This is a genomic window from Nocardia cerradoensis NBRC 101014, from assembly GCF_000308535.1.
In the GTDB taxonomy this organism is placed as follows: domain Bacteria; phylum Actinomycetota; class Actinomycetes; order Mycobacteriales; family Mycobacteriaceae; genus Nocardia; species Nocardia cerradoensis.
Genome location: NZ_BAFW01000146.1, coordinates 145,991 through 164,388 on the forward strand (window position 1 = coordinate 145,991; position 18,398 = coordinate 164,388).

General features: G+C 65.1%; 16 protein-coding genes and 1 pseudogene. 4 read left to right on the forward strand and 13 right to left on the reverse strand.

Annotated features, from left to right (window positions below):
• Positions 1-50: 50 nt before the first annotated feature.
• From ON23_RS15925 to ON23_RS15975, 10 genes are all read right to left on the reverse strand, one after another.
• Positions 51-719, reverse strand: a complete 669-nt coding sequence (locus tag ON23_RS15925) for a hypothetical protein (RefSeq protein WP_039779068.1) — start codon at positions 717-719, stop codon at positions 51-53.
• Positions 720-776: 57 nt separating this feature from the next.
• Positions 777-1,733: an MlaD family protein gene (locus ON23_RS15930; protein ID WP_039779069.1), complete on the reverse strand. Its 957-nt coding sequence runs from the start codon at positions 1,731-1,733 to the stop codon at positions 777-779.
• Entirely contained in the window at positions 1,730-2,734 is a 1,005-nt protein-coding gene (locus tag ON23_RS15935; RefSeq protein WP_051042746.1) for an MlaD family protein, read from the reverse strand. Before ON23_RS15935 ends, ON23_RS15930 begins: the two co-directional genes overlap by 4 nt.
• Positions 2,731-3,828, reverse strand: coding sequence for an MlaD family protein (locus ON23_RS15940; RefSeq protein WP_039779070.1), 1,098 nt, complete (start codon positions 3,826-3,828; stop codon positions 2,731-2,733). Before ON23_RS15940 ends, ON23_RS15935 begins: the two co-directional genes overlap by 4 nt.
• A 1-nt stretch (position 3,829) precedes the next feature.
• Positions 3,830-4,813, reverse strand: a complete 984-nt coding sequence (locus ON23_RS15945) for an MlaD family protein (protein ID WP_039779071.1) — start codon at positions 4,811-4,813, stop codon at positions 3,830-3,832.
• Entirely contained in the window at positions 4,801-5,811 is a 1,011-nt protein-coding gene (locus ON23_RS15950; RefSeq protein ID WP_039779073.1) for an MlaD family protein, read from the reverse strand. Before ON23_RS15950 ends, ON23_RS15945 begins: the two co-directional genes overlap by 13 nt.
• Entirely contained in the window at positions 5,808-6,893 is a 1,086-nt protein-coding gene (locus ON23_RS15955) for a hypothetical protein (protein ID WP_039779133.1), read from the reverse strand. Before ON23_RS15955 ends, ON23_RS15950 begins: the two co-directional genes overlap by 4 nt.
• A gap of 4 nt (positions 6,894-6,897) precedes the next feature.
• The gene (locus ON23_RS15960) at positions 6,898-7,695 is read right to left on the reverse strand and encodes an MlaE family ABC transporter permease (protein ID WP_039779074.1); all 798 of its coding nucleotides are present in this window, start codon (positions 7,693-7,695) and stop codon (positions 6,898-6,900) included.
• 77 nt (positions 7,696-7,772) lie between these two features.
• A complete protein-coding gene (locus ON23_RS15965) occupies positions 7,773-8,684 on the reverse strand; it encodes an MlaE family ABC transporter permease (protein WP_223273731.1) in 912 nt (303 codons plus the stop codon).
• Positions 8,685-9,335: 651 nt separating this feature from the next.
• Positions 9,336-10,340, reverse strand: a complete 1,005-nt coding sequence (locus tag ON23_RS15975) for an ABC transporter ATP-binding protein (protein ID WP_051042748.1) — start codon at positions 10,338-10,340, stop codon at positions 9,336-9,338.
• Between the two features lie 448 nt (positions 10,341-10,788).
• Between ON23_RS15975 and ON23_RS15980 the strand changes: the two genes are divergently transcribed.
• Positions 10,789-11,598, forward strand: a complete 810-nt coding sequence (locus ON23_RS15980) for a lytic transglycosylase domain-containing protein (protein WP_245555964.1) — start codon at positions 10,789-10,791, stop codon at positions 11,596-11,598.
• A gap of 41 nt (positions 11,599-11,639) precedes the next feature.
• Here ON23_RS15980 and ON23_RS15985 read toward each other — a convergent pair whose 3' ends face one another.
• A complete protein-coding gene (locus ON23_RS15985) occupies positions 11,640-12,635 on the reverse strand; it encodes a GNAT family N-acetyltransferase (RefSeq protein WP_039779076.1) in 996 nt (331 codons plus the stop codon).
• A gap of 141 nt (positions 12,636-12,776) precedes the next feature.
• Between ON23_RS15985 and ON23_RS15990 the strand changes: the two genes are divergently transcribed.
• Positions 12,777-13,946 carry an aromatic ring-hydroxylating oxygenase subunit alpha gene (locus tag ON23_RS15990; RefSeq protein ID WP_039779077.1) on the forward strand — a complete coding sequence of 390 codons (1,170 nt, stop codon included), beginning with the start codon at positions 12,777-12,779 and terminating at the stop codon, positions 13,944-13,946.
• 40 nt (positions 13,947-13,986) lie between these two features.
• Positions 13,987-15,138: an acyl-CoA dehydrogenase family protein gene (locus ON23_RS15995; protein WP_039779078.1), complete on the forward strand. Its 1,152-nt coding sequence runs from the start codon at positions 13,987-13,989 to the stop codon at positions 15,136-15,138.
• A 61-nt stretch (positions 15,139-15,199) separates the two neighbouring features.
• Here the strand turns inward: ON23_RS15995 and ON23_RS16000 are convergent, their stop codons facing one another.
• On the reverse strand, positions 15,200-16,834 hold the full coding sequence (locus ON23_RS16000; protein WP_039779079.1) for an FAD-dependent oxidoreductase: 1,635 nt from the start codon (positions 16,832-16,834) through the stop codon (positions 15,200-15,202).
• Between the two features lie 146 nt (positions 16,835-16,980).
• Here ON23_RS16000 and ON23_RS16005 point away from each other — a divergent pair, with 146 nt between their 5' ends.
• The gene (locus ON23_RS16005) at positions 16,981-18,150 is read left to right on the forward strand and encodes a thiolase family protein (protein ID WP_039779080.1); all 1,170 of its coding nucleotides are present in this window, start codon (positions 16,981-16,983) and stop codon (positions 18,148-18,150) included.
• A 66-nt stretch (positions 18,151-18,216) separates the two neighbouring features.
• Here ON23_RS16005 and ON23_RS16010 read toward each other — a convergent pair.
• Positions 18,217-18,398, reverse strand: a pseudogene (locus ON23_RS16010) (3-hydroxyacyl-CoA dehydrogenase); the annotation flags it as partial.

Below are 18,398 nucleotides of genomic sequence, written 5' to 3' on the forward strand. Positions count from 1 at the left end.
ACCACCGGTCCGGTGACCGCCTCCGCGACGTGCACCGGACCGGTTCTTCGTCACCGGGGAGCGTTCGCACCGCCCAGCGCGGACCCGACACCGCCGATATCGGTGATGGTCCAGTTGTGGTGACTGTCCAGGCTGAGCTGATAGGTCGCGGTGGACTGAATCCCCTCCGGCGCCTGGCTGTTCTTGGTCATCACGCTGACGAAACAATCCACGGCGTAGATGCCGTTGTCGTGCGAACGCATTTTGGCGGCAACGGGTTTCGCCGTCGACACCCATTGCAGCGGAGTGATGATCTGTTCCATCGACCCGGCGGCCTGGGTCAGACGGTTGGACAGTTCCGGGCTGGTGCCCTTGGTCAGACGGGTTCGCCACGCGGCGAGATCCTGGAAGTTCATCTCCGCCGCCGCAGTCGCGTAATCCAGCGCGACCTGTTCGGCGTGGGCGGTATCGGCGCGCTCGGCCCCGGCGGCGGCGATCTGATCGGTTTTGTCGTTCAGCTGCCAGCCCAGTACCGCGACCGCGGCCGCCAGCACGAGGACGAGCGCCGCGACAGCGACGGTTTTCAGCTTGATCGACGACTCTCCGGTCCGGCGCCCCCGGCGCAAGATCGACGACAGCGGGGTAGACCGTCGCTCGGCGACACCCTCCGGCTCGGCGGGCGTTGTGTTGGCGGTGTCGGTGGGCTCGGGGTCGGTCAGTACGGCAGTGGTATCGGTCATGATGCCTTCTTCGAACGGGGGTGGTCACTGAGTGCGTGGTCGGCGCGGGTTCAGGGGCTACCTCCCCGGTGGTCGGATGTGCACGGTGACGGCGTCGCCCGACTCGGTGGAGGCGAGCGCGTTGTCGAGGAACCGTCCGACATCGACGGTCGACATCGCCGCGGCTCCGGCGCGCACGCCGGGCAGTAGGTCGACACCGAGGGTGTGCAGATCGCCGGAACTCTTGTCCAGGAACGACTGCAGCGCGTCGATCAGCGGCGCCGCACCGTCCTCGATACTCGTCAGTGGTCCGAACGAGGCGGCGAAGTGCACACCGCCGAGCACATCGGTGAATCCTGACCCGAAGGCGGCGAGCGTGGGGGTGGCTCCGGCGAGATCGCCGGGGACGGTGTCGGTGCTCTGCAGCAGCGGCTGCAGCGCCGTGAGCAGCTGTGTCAGATCGCCCGCCCGCTGGGTGAGCGTCTTTGCGAGCAGCTCACCGGCCCGCGACAGATCGTTCAGGACCCACGGATCCTCCGGTAGCGCGACGTCGACGGTTTCGAAGATCTCCCGGATGCGTTCGGGCTCAACCTGTTCCAGCATCCGCGTGAGGCGGGCCGACAATTCCTGGAAGGTGGTCGGCACCACGACGTGCGCGGCGGGAACTCTCGCCCCGTCCTCGAGATAGGGGCCCCGCTCCGTGGCCGGTTGAACGGCCAGGTATGCCTCGCCCAGCGCCGACAGATTGTCCACCCGGAATCGGCTGTCCACCGGGATGCGATAGCCGTCGTCGTAATTCCAGGAAATTTCGGCACGGTCCGCCGAGGCAGTGACCGCGGTGACGTGCCCGATGGCGACGCCGCGCAACAGCACCCGCGAACCGACCACCAGCCCGTTGGTGTCAGGGACGGACATGCCGGCGGTTCGGATGTGCTGGAACGCTCCGGTTTCCAATCCGATGTGGTTCAGGTAGACGAACGAGGACGCGGCGATGGCTACCATACCCGCGACCGACGCGACGGTTTTCAGGTTCATTTCACTGCCCCCAGCATGCGCAGCAGATTCTCCACGTCCGCCACGATCCGGTCGCCGTGGTCGGTATCGATGGAGCGAATGTTCACCGACGGGTCCTGCACGAACGGCAGCAGGGTGGTGCGCAGGAACTCCGACAGCTTCGCTGAATCCGCGGGGGCTCGGTCCCAGATGTCGCGCCCGATGCCGCCGGTTTCGGCGAGCGAATTGAACAGCGGCACCAGCCACAAACCGCCTTCGTACACGCTGCCGACCGAGGGCAGAATCTGGCTGATGTAGGAGACGATGCTCACAGCGGTCCGCCGCCAATAGTGTTCGGTTTGTTGCCCGAACAATGTCGCCAAGGTTTGACCTTTCGCATCGATCGCACCGCCGGTGGCCTGAAAACCGTTGAGCATGCGGTCGATTTCGTGGGTGTCGCCGGCCAGATCACGCATATCGCCCGCGACCACGGAGGCCAATCGCTGCACGTCGCGAGGTTGCGGCATGACGGTGTTGATTCCGGTCATGGCATCCTCGATCTTCTGGATGCTGCCGCCGTTGACGAAGTAGGCGAGCACCGCCATGGTGTCCTCCAGTTGCGGCGGTGAGCTCGTGTGGTCGACGGTCACGGTCGCTCCCGGCCCCAGGTAGGGGCCTTGGACGACCGGTCCGTGATCGAGCGCGATATACGTGTCCCCCAGCAGCGTGTTCTGCCGGATTACCGCGCGTACGTCGGCGGGTACCTTCGTCCCGTCCTTGACGTGGGTGCTTACTTTCACGAATTTTCCTGATGCGGTGAGGTTTTCGACCTCGCCGACTCGTAGGCCGTCCATCATCACGTCGGCCCCGGTCGGCAGATTCATCGTGCTCACGAACTGGAGGTCGAGTTGGTAGCCCGCGCCGACGCCACCCCGCACCGAGGGCAAATCATCCGGCCCGACCGAGCAGGCGCTGGTGACCATCAGGCTGCAGCCGAGGGCAGCGGCGACCGCACCCGTCTTCCATTGTGTGGTCGTCTTCATCGCTGCCCTTTCGCGAGCACCATGTCCAACAGGTCGGCGATCGGTACCTGCACGTGGCCCTGGTCGGCCGAGCAGCTTCCGGGCGCCACCTGGTTCGCCGCCGCGCACAGCTCGGGCGCCGCGGGCGAATCGAGCTGCACCGTGGGCGGGCGATAGTCGATGGACATCCCGCCGTCGTTCGCCGCCTGCTGCCGCAGCATCGACGCCACCGGCGGAATAGAATCCAGCAGGCTCGCAATGTCTTTGGAGCGACTCGCGGCCAGGTGGATGACGTCGGCGACCGGGCCCTGCAGCAGCGGCCAGAGGTCCCCGCCGTAGTTGGTCTGGATGTCGTGGAGCAGGTTGACCAGCCAGCCGACGCCCACGCAGACGTCGACCACACCGGGCCACAGGTCGATGCCTGCATTCACCACTTCTGGCATCTGGTCCAGGATCGATCGGATCGCCGGCCACCGTTGCAATGCCTCGTCGGTGAGTGGCGCCATGTTCTGGATGATGGCGCCGATATCGGCGGTCAGCCGGTCCGGGCTCGCCGCCGCCGCGGAGGCGTGCAGCATCATCGACCGCGCATTATCGCCCTGGCCTCGCAGCGCCTGTTCGAACCCGGCGACGGCCTTCTCGAAACTGTCCTTGCTGTTGTTCGGGCTCAGCGCGTCGATGAAATCCGCTGCCGATCCGGCGATTTCGGAGATGCTCTTCGGGGTGAAGCTGTGGTCTTCGGGAATGCAGTGTCCCGCAGTCAGTTCCGGACCGGACCGGTAGTTGCCGACCAGTTCCACGCTGCGATCGGCGAGGATCGACTTCGACCGTGTCACCGCGCGCACGTCGGCCGGGAACCGGCGGCCACCGTCGAGCGAGAACGTCACCTCGACGTGATCGCCCGCCGGCCGGATCCGCTCTACCCGTCCGACCTGCAGACCCATCTGCGTTATCGGATTTCCAGGGTAGAGCCCGATCGCGTCCGGCATCTGCGCGCAGAAGCCCGATTGCGGTTGCGGGCCGGTCGGTTCGACGACGGTGAAGCCGACGCCGCCGATCAGTGCCAGCGATACGACCGCGCCGGTGCCGATCAGATATTTCCTACTCATCTTCATCTCAGCACGTCCGACCGGGGAGAGGAATACAGACATTCGATGCCAGGATCGTGCCTCCGGAGACCGTGGCGAGCCCCTGCGGGGTGAGCCAGGCCTCGAGCTGTGCGCGCAGGCCCTGCAACTTGTCGATCGCGGGTCCCATGGTGGTGTCGAGACTTTCGATCGACTTCTTCACCTGGTCGACGACGGCGCGCACCTGGTCCTTGTGATCGAGGTAGAACTTCATCTCCGGCTGCACCCGCATCAGCACATCGCCGAGCAGGCTGTAGGCCTCGTTGAATCCGACATGCGCGTTGTTGTAGGTGGAGACGACGATGTCTATTTGGCGGATGAGGTCGAAGACGAAGTCGCGGTTGGTATCGAACGACTTCAGATATTCCGAAGCCAGTCCGGTGATCTGCTCGATCTGGCTGCGCTGGCGGTCCATCACCGCGGCGATGCTGTTCATACCGGAGATCAGAGAACCCACCGAGGTCGAATTGTGTTGCAACGCTTGGGCGACCTGGTCGATATTGGCGTCGACGGTGGCACCGTCGACCTTGTCGGTCACGTGCGGCGCCGCTTGCAGCACATCGCCGATCGAGTAGGGCACTGTGACGTGATCGACGGGTATCACGCGCGACCCGAGCGGAGTGCGGCCGAGCGGAACGACGGTGACCGCGTATCCGCCGACCGGGGTCAGCATCCGCACCTCGACGTGTGAGTCGTCGCCGATGAAGGTGTCGTCGGAGACCTGCGCCTCCACCAGAACCGTATCCGGGCGGAACGAGACCTTGGTGACCTTGCCGACGGTGATGCCGGCCACCCGGACCTCCTGGCCGGTGGACAGCGCCGCGGCGTCGGTGGTCTCGAACGCCACGGTGCGCTGCCCGACCGGGTGGGTGTAGAAGAGTGTGGTCGCACCGAGGGCGACCACCGCGGTCGCGACGACGACCGTCCCGAGCAGGGTTTCACTCGCCACGATGCGGCGTATCACTTGGCGCATACCACGACCTCGCTCCCGTTCAGCAAAATCTTGACCTCCGTGGGCAATTGGGCGACGCCGTGTGTGCAGTTCATTGCCGCCGGCGCGGCCGACGTCTGCGGTAGTTGCAGGCCGGCGAACGCCACCGGCAGCAGTCGCAGCGCATCTGCGGCCTGCGGCAGGGAGGCGAAAGCCTGGGTCAGCAACTTGTCGACATCGACGTCGCGAGAGAACCCGAGTTCGGTGATCAACTGATGGACCGGGGTGAGGAATTCCGGTCCGAACTTCGCAGTTTTCGGGAATTCACTCAGCACGGTCATCGCCTTCGCGATGGGAAAGCTCAGTGATCGCATGAACTCGATGACCTGTGGCGACTTTCCGCCCATCGAATCCGATATCCGCGACAGATTCGTGACCAGTGCGGAGATGACTTGTTCGCGGTCGTGCGCCAGATCGGCGAGCTTCTGAACACTGTCCAGCATGGGCGCCAGACCGGAGCCGTCGCCCTGCAACAGCGTGATGGCGTTCTGCATGAAGGTGTTGATCTCGTCCGTGCTCATCGTGCTCAGCACGGGCTGCAAGCCGTTGAACAATTGGGTGATATCGAACGAGGGCCGGGTCCGGTCGGTGCCCAGATGTCCCACCGGACGGCCCGGTTGATCCGGTTCTTCGAGATCGACGTATCGAATTCCGGTGAGGTTCTGGTACTTCACGGCCAGGACTGTGTTGTCGAGTAGTCGATATGGTGCTTCCAGCGAAAACGTGACATCGGCGATGCTCGCCCCGTTCTTCCGGACGAGATCGATGGCCGAGATCTTGCCGATCCGAACTCCTTTGGTCCGGATGTCACCGTTGACGTGCAGCCCGGAAACATCGGTGAACTCGGCGGAGTAGCTACGCGTCTCACCATGCACCGGATTCTTGATCGCGCTGAGGATGATCGAGAACAACACCACCGCAAGCACCGCGGCGACACCGAGCTTCCCCAGCGTAACCACCAATTTCGTGCGCGGGCTCATCGGTGCCCCTCCCCGGTCGACGCGGTCCCGATGCCGGTGAGCGCCAAGGGCGTGGCGAACATCGGCAGATCGTCGACCACGATGCGCAGGTTCAGCGTCTTCTTGCCATCGCTACCGCTGAAGGCGGCGTTGTACCGGTCGATGAGTACCGACAGTTTGTCGGGTACCGCCCCGCCGCCGAGGATCTGCGGCACGGTATCGGTCATCGCCTGCACGAGTTGGGTTGCGGGCGCCAATTCCGTGCCGTGGGAGGCCAGCAGATGGCCGGCCTTGCCGAACAGACTGTTCGCGGCTAGTCCGAGGCCGCGGTCGGTCTTGTCCATGAAGGCATCGTCCACGCCGAACGAACCGTCCGGACGCTGGTTGTATCGGCTGTCGTAGACGTTGTAGAGCGCGTCGATCGCCTGCGTTCCGAAAGCCGGTAGGACTTCCAGAATGTCGTCGGCTCGGCGCATCAGTTCGGTCGGCAACGCGCGCTGCGTGGCGGCAACCCGGTCGGCGAAGACAATGCCGGATTGGATCAGTGGAGTCAGGCCGTCGGTGTAGCGCGCCACCTTGTTCAGCGTGGTCACCATCGACTGAGTGAGGGTGCCGTCGATCGCCAGCGATCCCTTCTCCAACATCGTCGACATGGTGAAGTCGCCGGTGGGCATCTTGTTCAGCGTGCTACCGGCCACCAAGCGATGTCCCTCGGGACGCGCGATGAAATCCACCGCGGTGATGCCGAAGTAGTTCTGCGGCCGGAAATCGAGATCGAAGGCGTCGGTGAGGCCTGAAACATCCGAGCGCAGTCGCACACTCATCCGCACGCTGCCCGGGTCGGTCTTCTCCAAGCGGGTGATCTCGCCGATCTCCGCACCGTGCAGGATGACCTTGGTGCCGGTGCCGACACCCGGGCCGACATAGGGCACCTGGATGTTCAGTGCCAGGCCCGCCGGCTCGTGCAGACGCGGGTAGATCCACAATGCGATCACGAGTACGACGGCGATCACCAGCGCGACCACGGCGGCCGCCATGTCGACCATGCGTTTCTGATGCCGGTCGGTGCCGCGCAGGAAGTCCTGGTTGCGTATCTTGGCCATCACCCTATCCTTTGAAAACCAGTAGCGGGGACAGTCCCCAGATCGCCACTGTCATCGCGAAATTCAGCACGACGATCGCGACGAGACTGGCGCGGATCGCCCTTCCCGATGCCGCACCGACGCCCGCGGGGCCGCCGGTCGCGAAATAGCCGTAGTAGCAATGGATCAGGGTCACCACGGCACAGAAGGTCACCGCCTTGATCACCGACGCCGTCAGATCGGGCCAGCTGAGAAACTGGGCGAAATAGTGGTCGTAGGTTCCGGACGGCTGATGGTGGAAGATCTTGACGATGATGCCGCCGGTGAAGAAGGCGATCACCAGCGCCATGAGATAGCCGGGTAACACGACGAGCATCCCGCCGACCAGCCGGGTGCCGACCACGAACGGAATCGCTCTCAGGCCCATCGATTCGGTGGCATCGATCTCCTCCGAGATGCGCATGGCCCCGATCTCGGCGGTCATGCGACAGCCCGCCTGGGCGGCGAATCCGATGCCGGTGATGATCGGCGCGATCACGCGAATATTGCCGAACGACCCGATGATTCCGGTCAGCGCACCGAATCCGAGCAGATTCAAGGCCATGAAGGCCTCGATCGCGACGACGGCGCCGACAGCGACGCCCAGAAAGAACATCAGGCTCACGACACCGCCGTCGACGATCAGCGAACCGCTGCCCCACGCCATGTTGTTCATCGTCTTCACGGTCTGTTTCCGATAGTGACGGATCGTCACCGGGAGCAGATAAAAGGTTTTCGTGATGAACAGCGCGACCTGGCCGATTTCGCCGACGAATTCGCTCACGCTCCGAACGAGTGCGCGAATCGGGCGGGCGGCGAATGCGGGCCCGAGAGAAAAGGATTGCGAAGGTGTACTCATGATTATGCCAATCGGGCCGGGAAGAACATCATCTGCAGCTGGCTGATGAGCAGATTCGTCATGAAGATGCAGAACACGCTCAGCACGACCGAGGCGTTGACGGCATTCGCCACACCCTTCGGGCCGCCCTTGGCCTCCAGCCCGCGCAGGCTCGCGATCAATACCACAATGGCGGCGAAGACCAGCGCCTTCAACACCGAGAACGCCAAGTCGGTGGGTGTGGCGAACGCACCGAACGACTGCCAGAAACTGCCCGGCACAACATGATTGACATTCGCCGAGATGATCAGGCCGGCGAAGACGCCCGCGGCGATGATGATGATGCACAACACCGGCGCGATCGCGATCATCGCCACGAAACGTGGCATCACCAGTCGTTCGACCGGGTCCACGCCCATGACGCGCATCGCGTCGATCTCCTCGCGAATCGCGCGGGCGCCGAGATCGGAGGCGATCGCCGAGGCCGCCGCGCCACTCATCAACAGACCGGCCGCCATCGGCGCGCCCTGTCCTACGACGCCGAGTCCACTCGCCGCGCCGGCCAGCGAATTCGCGCCGACCTGGTTCATGATGCCGCCGACCTGAACCGACACCTCGGCGCCGATCGGAATCGCCATGAGCAGGGCCGGCAAGGCAGTCACCTTCAGTAGCAACCACATCTGTTCGACGAGTTCGTACACCGGCATCCGCAGGCGAACGGTGTCGACGACCGAGTACCGCACGACCGCCGCGGTCAGGTGCGCGGACCGGCCCAGCGTTGCGAGGCTGTCGAGCGGCGCGCGCCGCAGGTGGGCTAGTACCCGGTGAGCACGTGACAGGACGGCCGCGGGTGGGGAGCCGGTCCGATGGCTCGGCATCGGACCGCTCGGGCCGGGTAGTGCGTGCGCGATCGACGGTGCCTGCGTAATACTCATCGGTGGCACCTCCCTCCGTGGATATCGGCGCATGCGACAACTGCGCCGGTTGTTGCCGGGTTATCGATGGATGATTGCGCGAAGCCTTTCCGCCTCCGGTGACAACAATCACCGAAGAGGAAATCGACTACCGCTCAAAGATTTTGCGTGCGATGCCGCCTGCGAGCACCGCACACAACGAACCGAATGCGCGTGTCCCAGCGAACGCCGGCGCGTCGACGACGGGGCGCAATTCCGTATACCGGATGCCGAGCAGTGGGGCGTCGGGAAAGTTCGTGCGCGGTCCCGTGTCGGACGACGTGGAGATCGGCGCGTTCCGTTCTCTCTCGCATCCGCCGGTGCCGTGTCCGGCACGCATTCGGGGACCGGAAAGAGGATCGCAGCATTCCAGATCGGTTCGGCGACATTGCCTTCGAGCGTCATTGTTCGATACTCCGATTCACGAGACCGCATTCGCCGCTGATGGGCGGGCAGTGGAGCCACACACGAATTCCGGGAATGGAAGTCGGACCACGCCGTTGTGACCCGCATCTCCGGGCGATGCATCACGTGTTGTGGCTCACAGCAAACATACTTCGCTTTACGCATTACGTCAATCGTCTTTTGTAAAACAGCTCGATTTATGTTTTGCCGACTCGGCCGGCGACACGGTCATCGAGCTGGGGCCGAGAGCGATGCCCGGTCCGCGAAACTCGCCTCGACAGCCGCCCGCGCCGCGGCCGGAAGCGTGGGCAGCATTTCGCGAACCCGGGCCTGGCGCCGCGCTACCGCACGACGCTCCGGCATTCCGGGCGTGGCCGTCATCTGAGCGACGATCCCTTCGATCTCGTCCACCCCGCCGATGTGATGCCCGGCGTCGGCCAACGCTCGCTCGCGCACGATCTGCGCCTCGTCCTTCTCCTCCGACATGCCGATCGGGCCGACCATGCGGCCGTTGATGAATTGCCGGACCACCGGTTCGTCGGAGGTGAGCAGCACCTCCCGTGGGCCGAACATGACCAGGTCGCGCCGGAACAGCATGCCGATGTTGTCCGGCACGGTCCGCGCGAGATTGATGTTGTGCGTGACGATCAGGAAGGTCGCGTCGATCTGGGCGTTGATATCCAGGAAGAGCTGGCTGATGTAGGTGGTGCGGACCGGGTCGAGCCCGGAATCCGGTTCGTCGACGAGGATGACCTCGGGATCGAGAACCAGCGCTCGCGCCAACCCCGCGCGCTTGCGCATACCGCCGGAGATCTCGCCAGGGAGTTTGTCCTCCGCACCGAGCAGGCCCGTCATCTCCAACTTCTCCATGACGATGCGCCGAATCTCCGACTCCCCCTTGCGGGTGTGCTCGCGCAACGGAAATGCCACGTTGTCGAACAGGTTCATCGAGCCGAACAAGGCGCCGTCCTGGAACAGGACGCCGAACAACTTCCGGATCTCGTAGAGCTGAGACGTCGAGCAGGTGGTGATGTCGGTGCCGTCGACGTGGATCGATCCGCGCTCGGGCCGAAGCAGGCCGATCAGCGATTTCAGGAACACCGATTTGCCGGTGCCCGAAGGGCCCAGCAGAACACTGACCTCACCGGCCGGCAGCGTCAATGTCACATCTCGCCAAATAGTCTGGGAACCAAAGCTTTTGGTGATTCCGGCAGTGCTGACTTCAACACCCATACCTACTCCTGAGCAGAAACCGGCGCGAGAGTGACACCGGTGGACAATCACAGACAGTTCGAGCTGTGATACATAGGACGTTCTTCGTCCAACGTTAGACGGATCACAATTTCTGTGCAAGGATAGCTGCTGCGCCTCAATCCACGAGGCGTTTCACAACAGCGGAGGGGCACCGCGGCCCGGGACGGCTCGACCGCTCGTCGCGGTGGCGAACAGCGAAATCCGCGAACCCAGGAGTTGCCCGATGCGGTCACATCGTCGTGCGCAATCGAGAAGTACGGATCGAAACCCGTGGGGATACAACCCCGCACTACTGTCGGCCATCGCGGTCACCGGAATGCTCGTCGCGGCATCGTCGGCCGCAGGCGGTGAACCCGCACCCCACTCACCCGGCCGGACCGCCCTTGCCACAGAAAGCTTTGCCGCCCAGCGTACTTCGGCTGAAACAGTGAGCGGACCGATGCTTGTTCCGGCCGCCGTCGCCACCTTTCGTCCCCACGCCGCACCGCCGGCGCCGGAACCCCCTCGAGGCACGGCCGCAGGAATCCCCGAACCGGTACTGGCCGCCTACCGCAACGCCGAGCTGATCCTCGCCCGGTCGCAACCGGACTGCGGTCTCACCTGGAACCTGCTGGCCGGCATCGGGCGTGTCGAATCCGGCCACGCTCGTTCCGGCGATGTCGACGACCGAGGCCGGACCCACTCTCCGATACTCGGACCGGCACTCGACGGAACGCTTCCGGGGAACGAAATCATCAGAAGCAGCAGCGGTTACGTCCGAGCCGTCGGCCCCATGCAGTTCCTGCCGAGTACATGGCAGCGCTGGGCCAGCGACGGTAATGGCGACGGAATCGCCGATCCCGACAACGTCTACGACGCGGCACTGGCGGCCGGGAGGTACCTGTGCGCGGGCGGTGCCGATCTGCGCGAACCGGAACAGCGCCTGCAGGCCGTGCTGCGGTACAACCACTCGATGTCGTATGCCTCGACTGTGCTCACCTGGTCACACATCTATGCCGGCGAGGCCGGGTCCGCTCCCGAACTCTCTGCGCCGCAGCCGGATACGTCATCCGATCCCGCAGCGACCGGCGATCCGGCCCCGTCGGAGAATGACGAATCCAGCACCGCGACGCTTCCCGAGGATGCACCGTCCACACCGGCACCGGCACCGGCACCGGCACCGGCACCGGCACCGATGATCTACATCCCCGGGCTACCACCGATTCCGTGCGGGATCTTCTGCCCGCCGCCACGGTAGACCCGCGGCCCGCCGTTTCGATGAGTGACGGCAGGCACTCGCTACCGTGCCGGAAAGGCCGGAACGTCGTGCCAATCCCCGATCTGATAGCAGGCGTGCGCCTCCTCCTGTTCGAAGGACAACAGCCGCAACAGACGGACCGCGCCATGATCGTCGGGGTCGATCCGCATCAACACCAACTGCGCTCCCACCGTCCTCAATTCGTCCAGCGTGCGGGTGAGCAGCGCCTCGCCGAGACCGCCACCACGAATCTCCGGCACTACGATAAGCGCACGCACCCACGCCGCCCGCAGTTCCAAATGCCGAATCGGGCGCGGATCGAACCAGACCAGGCCGGCCGGGCGCGCACACCCCGCCGACGCAAGCAGCATCCGGCCGCTACGTTCCGCGAATTCCGAACGGAACCGGTCGAATTGCGCCGCGGTCAGCCCCTGCCGCGCCAGCACCTCGCCGGCCGCCGCCACAACCGCGCCATCGGTGAGGTCGACCGGCCCGTCCACCGTCACACCGCCGGGCAGGGCGACCGGTTCCACCGGTACCGCAAAAGGACCCGCCAGATGACGCAGCATCGTCCACTGCCGGGCGATCGGCACGATGTCGAATCGCCGCGTCAGCCGCTCGGAGGCGGGATGGCTGCCGTAGGCCCAGCATCGCAGCGCCGTCGCTCCTCGGCCACACCACCCGTCGGGCGTACCGACGTCCAGACCCAACTCCTCCACCAGCAGCGTCGTCACCCCGCGCGAGCGGTAGTCGGGATGAACCGTGTAGGCGACCGTGCCCTGACCGTCCGCGTCGATCGTCAGGTTCAGATAGGCCACCATCACCATCGGCGCATCCGCCCGTGCACTCAGGTCTCGGCGCGCCTTGATCGGCAAATGCCAAACCGACCGCATCTCGTCAGAGACGGCAGCCACGACCTGCGGCGGGACAACCGAGAAACCGGCTTCCTGGTCGTAGCGCGCCGCGACTTCGACCAGCGCGGTGGCCTCGTCGCGGTCCTGTTCGCCGAGCTGCCGACACCAGGTGTAGTCGATCATCGTCCGCCCTTCTTTCCCTGCGCCGGTTTACACGTAAATCTACATGGGTTAGATTTAAGTTGCTATATAGACAGCTCAGGACTGTATCCGAAGCGCTCAAGTGACCATCCGAGCCAAGCTGCAGAACATTGGAGATACGCCATGACCGAGGTCGGGGCCCCCCGCGAAGAACGCATCCGTCGCGCATTGACCCATCTGCGCAACGACACCACCGACGAGTTCGGCCACGTCACCTGGTTCGAGCCGACGGAGTTCACCGACCCCGCAGTCGCCCAGCGCGAGCGCGATCTCATCTTCGGCCGGGTGCCGTCGATCGTCGCGCACGGGTCCGAGATCCCTCGTGCCGGCGACTTCTTCACCCTGCAGATGCCCCGCAACAACATCATCGTGGTGCGCCAGCGCGACGGCGGGGTGAAGGCGCTGGTCAACCTCTGCCGGCATCGTGGAGCACTGCTGGAGAAGGAGGAGAAGGGCCGGTGCCGGCTGTTCTCGTGCCCGTATCACCGCTGGTCCTACGACATGGACGGCAGCCTGCGAACCATCACCCGCGACAACACCTTCGGCGAGCCGGAACGCGCGACACTCGGACTGATCGAGCTACCGACCGAGGAACGTCACGGGTTCATCTGGGTGGTCGACGATGCCGACGCCGAGATCGACGTCGCGTCCTGGCTGGGTCCGGACATGGATGCCGTGCTCGCCTCCTATGACCTGCAATCGAAGGTGTGCGTCCAGGGCGAGGGCTTCGACGAGCCGGTCAACTGGAAGATCATGCAGGACGCGTTCCTCGACGGCTATCACATCCAGTACGCGCACCCCAATACCGCGGCCAAGCACATCCACACCAATGTGATGGCCTTCGACGATTTCGGCCGCCACTGCCGGTTCATCGCCCCGCGCAAATCGATCGACCGCTGGATCGAGGAGGATCCCGGCGACCGCAGCCTGGCCGGCGACATCACCGAAACCCACTTCCTGCTGCCCAACAGCACGCTCCTGCGCCAGCCCGATCATTTCCAGTTGCTGACCTTCCGGCCTCATCCGTCCGATCCGCAGCGCAGTCGGATGGAGATGCGGCTCATCGTTCCGCCGGTCGAGCAAACCGAGCTGACCGAGGAGAAGTGGACGCGGCTGTGGGACAAGAACTGGCAGATCCTGCTCGATGTCCTGCACGCCGAGGACTTCCCGCTCCTGCGCGATTCGCAGCGCGGCATGACCAGCGCCAGTGCCGGACGAATGGTGCTGGGACAGAACGAAGTCGCCAACCAAGTCTTCCGCCGCGAGACGCAGAAGCTGCTCACGCAGAAATGACCACAGCGCTGGGACACGAGCCCGGCACAGGAGGAGTGCAGTGAAAACAGATCTATTCGAGTCCGACCACGAACTCTTCGGCCGGACCGTGCGCGGCTTCGTGGAGCGACACGTCATCCACAAGATGGAGAAGTGGGACGCCGACCGACTCATCGACCGCGACACCTGGCGCGCGGCCGGGCAACAGGGTTTGCTCGGATTGGCGGTGCCCGAACAGTACGGCGGGGCCGGCGAAACGGACTACCGCTTCCGCGTGGTGATCCAGACCGAAATCGCCCGAGTGGGAGCCTCGGCGCTGCAGTCGGGGTTCTCCACCAACGACGACATCGTGCTGAATTACCTACTGCGGCACGCGAATTCCGAGCAGCGCGACCGCTGGCTGCCCGGATTCACCACCGGCGAGACAATCGGCGCCATTGCCATGACCGAGCCGGGCGCCGGCAGCGACCTGCGCTCGGTGCAGACCACTGCGGTCCGCGAAGGCGAGGAATGGGTGATCAACGGATCCAAGACGTTCATTACCAGCGGCATGCTCGCTGACCTGGTCATCGTGTTCGCGGTCACCGACCGCGATCTGGGCTCGCGCGGTTTCAGCCTGTTCGTGGTCGAGGACGGCACCCCTGGGTTCACCCGCGGCCGGAAACTCGACAAGGTCGGCCTGCACGCGCAGGATACGGCGGAACTGTTCTTCGACAATGTCCGTGTTCCAGATGCCAACCGGCTCGGCGACATCGGCGGCGGATTCGGCTACCTGATGCAGAGCCTGCCGCTCGAGCGGCTCGGAATCGGTATCGCCGCACAGGTTTCCGCGGAAGCCGTGCTCGGCTGGACCCTCGACTATGTGAAGGAGCGCCGCGCCTTCGGCAAACCCATCGGTGAATTCCAAGGGCTCGGTTTCACCCTGGCCGAACTGCAGACCGCCACCGAGGTATCGCGGGCCTACATCGATCGCTGTGTCCGCGAATACAACCGGGGCACCCTGACCGCGGTCGATGCCGCGAAGGCCAAACTGTGGGCCACCGAATTGCAGGGCAAGGTGATCGACGCCGGCGTGCAGTTGCACGGTGGCTACGGCTACATGATGGAGTATCCGGTCGCGAAGGCCTTCATCGATGCCCGCATCCAGCGCATCTACGGTGGCACCAACGAGATCATGAAGGAGATCATCCATCGCGATCTCATGCGTGCCTGACTCTACGGCCGGCGCGGATATCCGCGCCGGCCGTTGTCGTTGCGCCGGAAAGTGTTTCGAATCAGTGGGACGCCGCGCCGGCCGCCGACAGCATCTCGGCGATGTCGACGAACTTGATCCTCGGGCGACCGCCGGCACGGCCCGCGCGACGCTCCGCCGCATCGATCGACTTCCATCCGCTCGACCCGAGCCGCTCCGGGCGGCGGCGATCGAGCAGACCCTCCAGATCCTCACGCGTGTGCGCAGGCGTGCGCAGCCGACCGGCGGCGAAGTCCTCGACCAGCGCACGCACGGTCTCCTGGGAGCAGTACCGATTGGTGCCGATCACTCCCGACGGGCCCCGCTTGATCCAGCCCGCCACGTAGGACCCCGGAACCGGTTCGCCTCCGTCGGTCTCCGTCACACGCCCGCCTCGATGTGGAATCGTTCCGTCCGCATCACGAAATGGCACGCCCGGCACCGCGATTCCGCGATAGCCGACCGATCCGAACACCACGCCACAGTCGACCAGGACACGCGCGGCCGTCTCCCCTGCAGCACCGGGCTCGGTCCGCGCGAACTCGACCGCCTCGACGGCCGTCGTGCCGCGAAAACTCATCGGCGACAGGAAATATCGAAACACGATGCGGCGGTTGTTCGCATCGGCGGCCCGTTCGGCGAGCTGCCGCGCCACCTGGTTCTTGAGCCGAATTACCGGGTCCGGCCCGGCCGGCGAGCCGAATTCGTGACAGTGCACGTTCAGCCCCTCGACCTGGCTCAGACCGAGCAGCTCGGGAGTGGTGAAGGCAGCGTGCTCGGGCCCGCGCCGGCCCACGACGACGACTTCGCGAATCCGGCTCGCCGCCAACACTTCCAGCGCGTGATCGGCGATATCGGTGCGCGCCAGGACCGACACGTCGGTGACCAGGATGCGGGCCACATCGAGTGCGACATTGCCGTTTCCGATCACCACAGCGCGCTCGCCGGACAGATCGAATTCACGCTGCGCATGGTCGGGATGACCGTTGTACCAGCTGACGAATTCGGTCGCGGTATGGACGCCGGCCAGGTGTTCGCCGGGCAGTGCGAGCGAACGGCCCTGGGAGGCACCGGTCGCGTAGATGACCGCGTGGTGGTGTTCGAGCAGTTCGGCCGCGCTGATGTGGGTACCGACCTCGACGTTCAACTGCAGACGCACCTGCTTGCGGCTAAGCGTCCGAAGAAACGTGCCCGCCACCTGCTTCGTGTGCTGATGGTCGGGCGCCACTCCGTACCGAACGAGTCCCAGTGGCGTCGGCAAGCGCTCGAACATAGTGACCTCGACGTCGATGTCGCGGCGCGACACCAGCTCCTCCGCCGCATAGCACGCGGAGGGTCCAGACCCCACAATCGCGACCCGGAGCGGCCCGCGGTCGCTCACCTCGAGCCGCGGCATGTCCTCCACCGGGGGCGCCGGTTCCACCCCAGTGCTGAAGTACACCGCGTTGACCTCCCGATACGGCTCGGTCGCGGGCGTGAGGTCACCTTCCGGAACGATCGCGTCGACGGGACATTCATCGATGCAGGCACCGCAATCGATGCAGGTCTCCGGATCGATGTGCAGCAGTTCGGCGCGAGCGAAGCCCGGTTCGCCGGGGCGGGGACGAATGCAGTCAACGGGACAGACCGACACGCAGCCGGCGTCGTTGCAGCAGGGCTGGGTGATGACGTGCGCCATCTCTCCTCCGGATCCACGGCTCCTCGACCCACTCACAGGCAGAACACCGTACGACTGACGTAATTTGTATTTTGTTATACGCTGAGTGACGGGCGCCAGGCAATAGCCCGTTGACAAGCTCGGCGCCCGAAAGAGAGGAATCACCTATGACATCGGCAGTGATCGTGGACGCCGTCCGCACCCCGTCCGGCAAGGGCAAACCGGGCGGCCAACTGTCGGATCTCCATCCCGCCGAGTTGCTGTCGGCCGTGCTGCGCGGGCTGATCAACCGCACCGAACTGGACCCGGCCCTGGTGGACGACGTCATCGGCGGCTGTGTCGGGCAGGCAGGAGAACAGGCCCTCAACATCACGCGCAGCGCCGTTCTGGGCGCCGGATTTCCGGAGGAAGTCCCGGCGACGACCATCGACCGTCAGTGCGGATCGAGCCAGCAAGCCGCCCATTTCGCCGCCCAAGGCGTCATCGCCGGCGCCTACGACATCGCCATCGCCTGCGGCGTGGAATCGATGAGCCGGGTGCCTATGGGCACGGCTACACTCGGCAAAAACGCCTTCGGGCCCGGAATCTCCTCACGCTATCCCGAAGGCCTTGCCGGACAGGGGATTTCTGCGGAGCTGATCTCGGCGCGCTGGAAGCTCGACCGGACGGCGCTGGACGAGTTCTCCGCGCGATCGCACGCTCGTGCGGCGGCCGCGGACTTCTCCGCGGAAATCCTGCCCATCGCCATAGGCACCGACTCCCGTGCCACCGTCGACGAGACCGTGCGGCCGTCCACCGATGTGGCGGGGCTCGCCGGATTGAAGCCTTCGTTCTACGACGAGAGCCTCGCCGAACGCTTTCCGGAGATCGAATGGCGGATCACGCCGGGCAATTCCTCGCCATTGACCGACGGAGCATCGGCGGTGCTGATCATGAGCGAAGAGAAGGCGAACGCCCTGGGACTGCGGCCGCGCGCCCGGTTCCACAGTTTCGCCGTCACCGGCAGCGACCCGCTGCTGATGCTGACCGGAGTCGTGCCCGCCACCCGGAAGGTGCTCGACAACGCCGGCCTATCGCTCGACGCCATCGATACCTACGAGGTCAACGAGGCGTTCGCGCCGGTGCCACTGGTCTGGCAGTACGAGTTCGGCGCCGATCCCGAACGACTGAACCCGCGCGGCGGCGCGATCGCGCTAGGCCACCCGCTCGGCGCCTCCGGCACGCGTCTGCTCACCACCATGCTGAACCACCTCGAGCAGACCGGCGGACGCTACGGCCTGCAGACCATGTGCGAAGGCGGCGGAATGGCCAACGCCACGATCATCGAACGGCTGTAGGCCCGGACAGCCCCGCATAGACCAGCGCCCGAACCGTTTCGACACGGTTCGGGCGCTGTCGCGAATTCAGCGGGGCGCCATACGAATTGCGCCGTCGAGCCGGATGGTCTCGCCGTTGAGCATCGGGTTCTCCACGATGTGGCGAGCCAGGGCCGCATACTCGCCGGGCTGCCCCAGCCGCGACGGGTGCGGCACCTGAGCACCCAGCGAGGCGATGACCTCGTCGCCGACGGTCTCGAACAGCGGGG